The sequence below is a fragment of the Janthinobacterium sp. JF4 genome (assembly GCF_059617925.1).
In genome coordinates, this window is record NZ_JCAQAV010000074.1 from 1 (window position 1) to 8605 (window position 8605).

Annotated in this window: 5 protein-coding genes; 4 read left to right on the plus strand and 1 reads right to left on the minus strand. The window is 65.2% G+C overall.

Translation table 11 applies throughout. The features are described 5' to 3' along the window. Positions 1-1187: 1187 nt before the first annotated feature. A complete protein-coding gene (locus tag AC54AF_RS26445) occupies positions 1188-1547 on the minus strand; it encodes a hypothetical protein (protein ID WP_496638953.1) in 360 nt (119 codons plus the stop codon). Between the two features lie 611 nt (positions 1548-2158). On the opposite strand from AC54AF_RS26445, the gene AC54AF_RS26450 reads away from it, so the two are divergent. The 4 genes from AC54AF_RS26450 to AC54AF_RS26465 all read left to right on the plus strand — a co-directional run. After that, on the plus strand, positions 2159-2725 hold the full coding sequence (locus AC54AF_RS26450) for a response regulator (RefSeq protein ID WP_496638954.1): 567 nt from the start codon (positions 2159-2161) through the stop codon (positions 2723-2725). 74 nt (positions 2726-2799) lie between these two features. Next, positions 2800-5529: a hybrid sensor histidine kinase/response regulator gene (locus AC54AF_RS26455; RefSeq protein WP_496638955.1), complete on the plus strand. Its 2730-nt coding sequence runs from the start codon at positions 2800-2802 to the stop codon at positions 5527-5529. Between the two features lie 269 nt (positions 5530-5798). After that, positions 5799-7460 (plus strand): methyl-accepting chemotaxis protein, encoded by a 1662-nt coding sequence (locus AC54AF_RS26460; protein WP_496638956.1) that lies wholly within the window; start codon positions 5799-5801, stop codon positions 7458-7460. Between the two features lie 67 nt (positions 7461-7527). Beyond that, positions 7528-8605, plus strand: a 1078-nt coding sequence (locus AC54AF_RS26465) for a diguanylate cyclase domain-containing protein (RefSeq protein WP_496638957.1), incomplete at its 3' end; no start/stop codon positions are given.

Here is an 8605-nt window from a genome sequence, read left to right on the forward strand (position 1 = left end):
AAAAGAAACCGGAGCTATTCGTTAAGCGCGTTTATGATCAAACGGGACTGGACACTTATTGTTTCGTTTCACAGTAGGCTGGACGGTTGGCGGCAGAACTATTATCCCTGTCTCTGTGGGACGGAAGCCTAGGCACTTCCCGCACTCATCCTCCGGCATGTACTGCTTGCAAAGGTTCAACAGGGTTGGATATCCCATCTGTCCCAGATAGGCGCGATAGACATCACAATGTTCGTCGCCAGTCTTGGGTGCGCTGGCGCTCGCTCGGCTGTCAGGCGCGGAGCAGTCCGATTTCACAGAACGGTACTTCCGTTCAAGCGTACTCAATTCGCTGTTCAAATCTCCATCGGCGGAGCGCAGCCTGCGCGCCTTCCCTTCACAACGGTCACCGTCTGAATCGTAGCCTGAGCTCAACGAGTCCTTGCATGATTTCCAGGTCCTATGCTGGTCCTTCGCTTCGTCGGCCTTGTCGTTAGCGTCGCGTAAGACGCGCTTCATTTTGTTTAGACTATCGGCGCAGCTTTCTCGGTCGGCCGCGCTGGATACGAGTGGAAAAATCAACACAAGAATTATAAGAAGTATTTTCACAAGTGCCATCGTTAATGAAACACTAATCTTATACGGTGTACGGTGCATCCTAGCAAGCGCAATGGTAATCCCCAACTTTAGAGCGCGCTAAAACTAGAGGTTAAGCGGCCATGGCAAGCTTCTGTTTTGGCGTGACACCGTCAGGTGCCGTGTCGCGCCGGCCGTGATCGCAACTCCACCGCCAGCGTGCCAAGCCACCGATCTGGCCGAGCGCACGAAGCAGATGACGGGCTAGTTTATCGTAGCCAACTGTGCCGCTATCGCGCGAAAAAGCAGGCGCTCTGCTGCTACCTCGGTCGGACATGTCATCCTTCGCCGGCAATTACGACTAGGGAAGGCCTGCCATTGCTAGCGCGCGGTAGGAGCTTGTGCAGGGCAGGGGTGATAGACAGGTCAGCCCCGATCTCGTCGTTGGATCAGGCAGCTACGAGATCGCACACCAAGAGTCTGCCAAGACACCAAGACCCTAACACGATGCATTGGTTCCCCATCTTTCAAGAGCCAAGGATCAGGAAAGTCTAAGGTACCGATGGCGTTTTGCCCCAGTAGCACCGTCCGCTTCCGCCCGCAAAGCAGTCATACCCGAGCGAACCAGGGCTTTAATCAAAGACCATCCAGGGATTCATTACGGCTGGAGAGAACCAGGCTATTCCCTGTGCAGTCAAGATACGTTCTTGCTCAACCCATATTCGGTGACATTGACCACGATTGGCTACTGGTCCAGCAACGATTTCCGCTTCCTCCTTCGCAGCGCGAATTTTCTCCCACAGCGCTGGTTCATCTTCGATTGGGTCGTACAACTGGCTCGTTCCAGATTGGTTTAGTGCAGCCTTAAGTACTTTCGACCGCAACAAGGAATCCATTGCTAATAATGCTGTCTTTGCCGTCATTACGGGGCAGCCGGTTGCCTTGTGATACGCAATGAGATCCGAATTGCTGAGCGGTTCGTCGTTTGTCATAGGGTTATAGATACTGGTCGTGCAATGTCCGCTTCAGGCTGTGGACTCAATTGTTCAACGCAACACTTTAACTTAAATGCATCGTTGCAGAGTGGAAATGATGCGAAAGAGAACTCGAATCGATTGCGCCGCGCACCGCGAACCCCGGGATTAACGTTGCAAGAGGTTTGGCCACGGAAGCGTGCATGGAGAACTTCACCGAAGCTCAAGCAGCTTTTACTTGAGCGCGGTAGAAGTGGCTGCAGGGCAGGGGGATCTCCTGGGCAGCCCCGATTTCGTCGTTGGATCAGGCGGCTACAAGAACGTGCACGTGGCGTCTGGCAGGGTACCCGGGCCCTAACACGATCCAGCGGTTTTTCATCTTTCAAGAACCATGGATCAGGAGAGTTTAAGCTACTGGTGTCGATTCACTAGCGCTGCAAAATTGAAATGACGTCTGTGAATCGCATATATAAGGGCAGAAAGCCGATCAGGCCTTCTTCAATTTCAACGGAGTTCAATAGATCCTGGCCAAAACCGTCGCCGGCGCGGGCGGTGCGCCCGCGCCGGAAGCAATCGCCGGGTTCTAGGCGAAATCGCTTAAAATGAGGGCTCAATTGTGCAGAGTGATTATGTCCAAAGATCCCAAAGACCGACCCTACCTGACCCCCACCGAAGTGGCCAACTGGATGATGGTGTCGCCCGTCACCGTGCGCGGCTGGGCGCAACGCAATCTGTTGCAGGCCGAGGTGACGCCGGGTGGCCACCGCCGGTTCCGCCGCGAAGAAGTCGAGCGCTTCGCGCGTCAGTGGAATCCAGCTGGCAACAAGGGGCCGCTGCGCGTACTGATCGTCGACGACGACATGGGCGTGGTGGGTTTCCTGCGCGAACTGATCGGCGGTGGTGACTACGACGTCGTGGTCGAGACGGCGCACAACGGTTTCGACGCCGGCTGCCTGGCGCAGAGTTTCATCCCAGACGTGATGTTGCTGGACCTGATGATGCCGGGCCTGAGCGGCACCGAGGTGTGCCGCCAGATCAAGCAAAGCGCGGGGCTGGACAGTGTGCGCGTGATCGCCATGAGCGGTTACTTGACGGCCGAGAACGAAAGCGAGCTGTTGGCGGCCGGGGCCGAGCGCTGCGTCGCCAAACCCATAGACGGCATGGCCTTGCTCAAGGCGATGGGCCTGGAGGTCTGACCGCCCAGCACGGCACGGCGCCCGCCGTGCTGTTGGCAGGCCAGACGCAACAATGAATGGCGCGATAGGAGAACATGGTTAAGCACATCAGGCCGGCGCCGGCGCGGCACGATGGCCTCGCCGTGGCGCTGGCGCTGCTGGTGGCGCTGCTGGTGCTGCTGCCCTGGGGCCAGGTTGACATTACCTTCCGTCACTACCTGCCCCTGCATACGCTGCTTGAGTTCGCCTCCATCGTCGTCGCCTTCCTGGTCTTCGCCACTCTCTGGTACACGCCGTCCAACGCCGTCTCCGCTTCCTGGCTGTTGATCGCCGTCGCGCTGTTTTCGGCCGGCTGGCTGGACTTGGCCCATGCGCTGTCGTTCCGCGGCATGCCGGACCTGATCACGCCGTCGACGGCGAAAAAATCCACGGCGTTCTGGCTGGCAGCCCGCCTCATCGTCGCGCTGACGCTGCTCGGCGTGAGTTTTTATCCGCATCTGCGGCGTCCCAGCCGGCTTGGCCGCTACGGCTTGCTGGCCGGCGCCGCCGCGCTCAACCTGCTGTTGCTGTGGGGCGTGTTCTGGCACGAGGCCGAGCTGCCCGGCGGAGACGGCACGATGGACTATTTCAGCCTGAAAAACATCCTAGAAGGCCTGGCGGCGGCGCTGCTGCTGCCCAGTGCCTGGCGCTACCGGCGACTGGCGCGCGGCGCCGGCGCCGACGCCGACAGCCTGCGGCCGTTGTACCTCGCCGCGTTGGCCGGGGCGCTCAGCGGGCTGCTGCTGATCAATCATGAAATCATGGCCGACCTGCGCAATCTGTTCGGCCACCTGTACAAGCTGCTCAGCTACGGCTTGCTGTTCCAGGCCATGTTCGTCGCCAGCGTGCGCAAGCCCTACCACCAGTTGTCGCTGCAGGCCCATGCCCTGGCCGAGACCAACGCCCAATTGCGCACGCGCTCGCTGGCCTTGTCCTCGACGGCGATGCCGGTCTTCGTGACCGACCTGGCCGGCTGGGTACAATGGCGTAACCGCGCCGCCTACGCACTGCTGCGCCAGGCCTTCCCCGGGCGCGCCGCGCGCCAGCAGTTCATGTTGGCCCTGCTGGACAGCGATCCGGCCGCGCTGGCCGGCATGCGCGCCGCGCTCGCCAACGGCCTGCTCTGGCGCGGCCAGGTGCGGCTGGGCCGGGACGGCGGGCAGCGCCTGATCCTGGACTGCACGGCGACGCCGCTGCGCAACGACGAGGGCGCGGTGTACGGCTCGGTCATCACCGCCGAGGACGTCACCGAGCGCATCGCGGCGCGGCAGCGCTACAAGCGCGTGCTCGACACTGCCTTGGACGGCTTCTGGATCATCGGCGCGGACGGCCGGCTGCTGGAGGTCAACCAGGGTTACGCCAAGATGTCGGGCTACACGGTGGCGCAGCTGCTGCAGATGAACGTGGACCAGCTGGAGGCGGCCGCCTTCACCCGCGACATCCCGCTGCGCATGACGCATCTCGCCAGCCAGGGGCAGTTGCGCTTGCAGAGCCGCCACCGCCACGCCGACGGCCACGAGTTCGTCGTCGAGATGTCGGCCACCCACGACCCCGCGACGGGCCACATCTTCGTGTTCCTGCACGACCGCAGCGAGTACGAGGCGGCGGCCGCCGCCCGCTACGACCTGGAGAGGCAACTGCTGCAGTCGCAGAAGATGCAGTCGCTCGGCCAGCTGACCGGCGGCATCGCGCATGATTTCAACAATGCGCTGACGGCCATCCTCGGCTACGCCAACCTGGCCCTGCGCCGCTGCTTGCCGGCCGAGCCCGGCAAGCTCGGTCCCTACCTGCGCGAAATCGTCGGCGCCAGCGAACGGGCCAGCGAGTTGGTGGTTAAGATGCTGACCTTCGCGCGCATGCAACCGGGCGAGCCAGCCGGACCGCTGGCGCCGGCCGGGGTGATCGCCGAGGTGCTGGCCATGCTGCGCCCGTCCATCCCGTCCGGCATCGCCCTGCACAGCCGCGTCGACGATCCGGCCTGCGTGCTGATGGCGGCCGGCGAGCTGCATCAGGTGCTGGTCAACCTGATCATCAATGCGCGCGACGCGATCGGCGAGCACGGCCGCATCGAGGTGCGGGTGCGCCGCCGCCTTCTCGACGGCCAGTTGTGCGCCGTCAGCCGGCGCCGGCTGGTCGGCGACTACCTGGCCATCGAGGTGCGCGACGACGGCTGCGGCATCGCCGCCGAGCATGTCGGGCGCCTGTTCGACCCCTTCTTCACCACCAAGGAGGTGGGCAAGGGCACCGGCCTGGGCTTGGCCATGCTGCAAAGCATACTGCGGCGCGCAGGCGGCCACGTGCTGGTCGAGACGGCCCCCGGCCGGGGCAGCTGCTTCCAGCTGTTGTTTCCGGTCGCGGCGGCCACCGCCGGCGAGGCCGCCGTGGCCGGGCCGGCCGCCGTGTTCGACGGCGTGGCCGGGGCCGGCCAGCAGATCTGGGTGGTCGACGACACGCCGGCCGTGGCCCGCTACATCGCCGAGCTGCTGGGCGACTGGGGCTACCGGGTGCGCCGTTTCGACGATCCGCTGCAGTTGCTGGCCGTCTTCCGAGCCACGCCGATGGCGGTCGACCTGGTGCTGACCGACCAGACGATGCCGGGCATCGGCGGCTTGGCGCTGGCCGCCGCGCTGCACCGCCTGCGTCCCGGCCTGCCGATCTTCCTGTGCACTGGCCAGCGCGCTGGCCTAGACGAGGCGGCGCTGTCGCGCTGCGGGATCCAGCGCTGCTTCGACAAGCCCATTTCCGGCGGCGCGCTGCTTCGGGCGGTCGCGCTGGCGCTGGTTTGAACGGCGGTGGCGCGCTGTCGCATCGGTGGGATATTAGCGATTAAACCGATTAAACCGCTCAAAACGATTGACTTGCTTCAAGCTCCGCTATATATTTCCATCGGGAATCAAGTTGTTCCGTGCCTCATTTCGTGATGCCCGCGCGACCTGTATTGCCCGCGCCGCCAGTCCAGGCCGCCGGCGTCGCCTTCCCTCCCGCTGCGCCCGCGCGCCGACTACCGGTCGGCGCCGGCAAACCGGCGGGACCCCACCGCAATTGGAGAGCTTGAATGAATATGAATGTGGGTACCCGGCTGAGCGCCGCCTTCTTGCTGGTGATTGTTTTGCTGCTGGGCATCACCCTGCAGGGGATCGCCGGCATGAGTTCCGTCAACGACAGCAGCGAATTGATCGTTAATGACCGCTACCGCAAGGTGACGATCGCCAACGCCGTCCTCGACGGCATCAACAGCACTGCGGTGGAGATGCGCAACCTGCTGATCCTCGAGGACAAGGCGCAGGCCGCCCAAGCGCTGGAACGGATGGCGCTGGCGCGCAAGCAGGTCACGGGCCAGTTGGCCACGCTGGAACGGGAACTGGCGACCGAGCAGGGCCGCCAGAGCCTCAAGCGCATCCTCGACGCGCGGGCCCGCTACGCCGCCGGGCAACAGCGCTTCCTCGCGCTGCTGGCGGCGGACGACAAGGCGCAGGCTGGCGCCTTGCTGCTGTCGAGCGTAATGCGCGACCAGCAAGCCTACTTCGACGAGGTGCGCGGCTTGGTCAACCTGGTCGGCCAGCTGATGGAGAAGGCCGGCGAGCACTCGGTGCTGACCTACCACGCCAGCCGCAACTGGATGCTCGGCCTGGCGGCGCTGGCAACGCTGCTGGCCTGCGGCCTGGGCGTCTGGATCACGCGCGGCATCACCGGCCCGCTGCGCGGCGCCATGGCCGTCGCCCAAGCCATCGCCGGCGGCGACCTGCGCAGCCACATCAGCGTCAGCGGCGACGACGAGACGGCGCGCCTGCTCAAGGCGCTGCAGGAAATGAACGACAGCCTGCAACGCATCGTCGGCCAGGTGCGCAGCGGCACCGACACCATCAACGCCGCCGCCAGCGAGATCGCCGACGGCAACCTGGACCTGTCGGCGCGCACCGAGCAGCAGGCCAGTTCGCTGGAGGAGACGGCCGCCGCGATGGAGCAGCTGACCAGCACGGTGCAGCAAAACGCCGACAGCGCGCGCCAGGCCAGCGCGCTGGCTGCCGGCGCCAGCGCGGTGGCCAGCAAGGGCGGCGCCGAGGTGGCCCGGGTGGTCGACACGATGGCCTCGATCAACGCCTCGTCGCAGAAGATTGTCGACATCATCAGCGTCATCGAGGCGATCGCCTTCCAGACCAACATTCTGGCGCTTAACGCCGCCGTCGAGGCGGCGCGTGCTGGCGAACAGGGCCGCGGCTTCGCCGTGGTGGCGGCGGAGGTGCGCGGCCTGGCCCAGCGCAGCACGGCGGCGGCCAAGGAGATAGAGTTGCTGATCCGCGACTCGGTCGAGCAGGTCGAATGCGGCAACCGCCTGGTCAGCGACGCCGGCCGCACCATGGCCGAGGTGGTGGCCAGCGTGCACCGGGTCAGCGACATCATGGGCGAGATCAGCGCCGCCGGCGTCGAACAAAGCGCCGGCATCGCCCAAGTCAACGAGGCGATCGCCCAGATGGATGCGGTGACCCAGCAGAACGCCGCGCTGGTGGAGGAAGCGGCCGCCGCCGCCGCCAGCCTGCAGCAGCAGGCGCGCGGCCTGTCCGCGACGGTTGGCGTGTTCCGCACCGAGGACGGTGCGCCGGCGCCCCTTGTTACAGCCCCGGTTCCGGCGCGCCGCCGCGGCGCCGAGGCCGCGCCGGCCGCCGCCAAGGCCCGTTTGCGCCGGGCCGCTACCGTCGACGAGTGGGAAGCATTCTGAGTCTGGTCTGAACGGATCGCCCGCCGCGCCGCTGCCGGCCCGGCCAACTGGAACAATGGGAACGAGCATGGTCGCTAGGGTCGCCATCAATCAATCGGGGACGCCGGCTGCGGACTGGCTCGGCTGCGCCGCGAGCATACTCGACCAACTGAGTGTGGGCGTTATCGTGACCGACGGTGCGCTGCGGGTGCTGGCCATCAACGGCCGAGCCCGCGCCATCTGCGGCCTGGCCGGCGCGCTGGAGCCGGCGGGCCTGGCGCTGGCCACCCTGCTGCCCAGCGCACCGCTGTACGCGCACGCACAGGTCCTGCTGGCCGGCGGTGCCGCGCCGTCTGCCATGGCCGTGGCCGTCGGCGGGCGCTGCCTGAACGCCAGCTTCGCCGTGGTCGACATCGGTGCCATCGGCGCGCGCCTGCTGCTCAGCTTGGACGACGGCATCCGTGGCGAGGAGCAGTGCCAGGAGTCGTGTTCGCCGGCGGCGCATTACCGCAACCAGGCCGCGTTGCTCGACAAGGCCACCGACGCCATTATCGTGCGCGACATGGACGACCGCGTGGTGTTCTGGAACATGGGCGCGCAGCGCCTGTACGGTTGGCGCGCCGCCGAGGTGCTGGGCGCGCCCGGCGCCGCCGCGATGTACGCCGATCCGGCCGAGCTGCAGGAGATCAAGCGGCAAGTGCTGGCGCAAGGCAGCTGGCGCGGCGAGCTGGTGCAACTGCGCCGCGACGGCGGCCGCTTCACCGTCGAAAGCCAGCGCACGCTGGTGCGCGATGGCGCCGGCCGGGCCCAGTCCGTGTTCATCATCAACACCGACATCAGCCAGCGCAAGGAGCAGGAGGCGTGGATCCGCACGATGGCTCTGTACGACAGCATGACTGGGCTACCCAACCGGCGCATGTTCATGCAGCACATCCGCCAGGCCCTGGCCGATGGCGCGCGCGACGACGATACCCTGGCCCTGTTGTTCCTAGACCTGAACCGCTTCAAGGAAATCAACGACACGCTGGGCCACGACGTCGGCGACCAGGTGCTGATCGGCGTGGCGCAGCGCTTCCAGGCGGCCCTGCCGGGCGAGCAGTTGCTGGCCCGGCTGTCTACCTCGCCATGCATACGATCGACGATCTCGATGTACTTCATGGAGATGA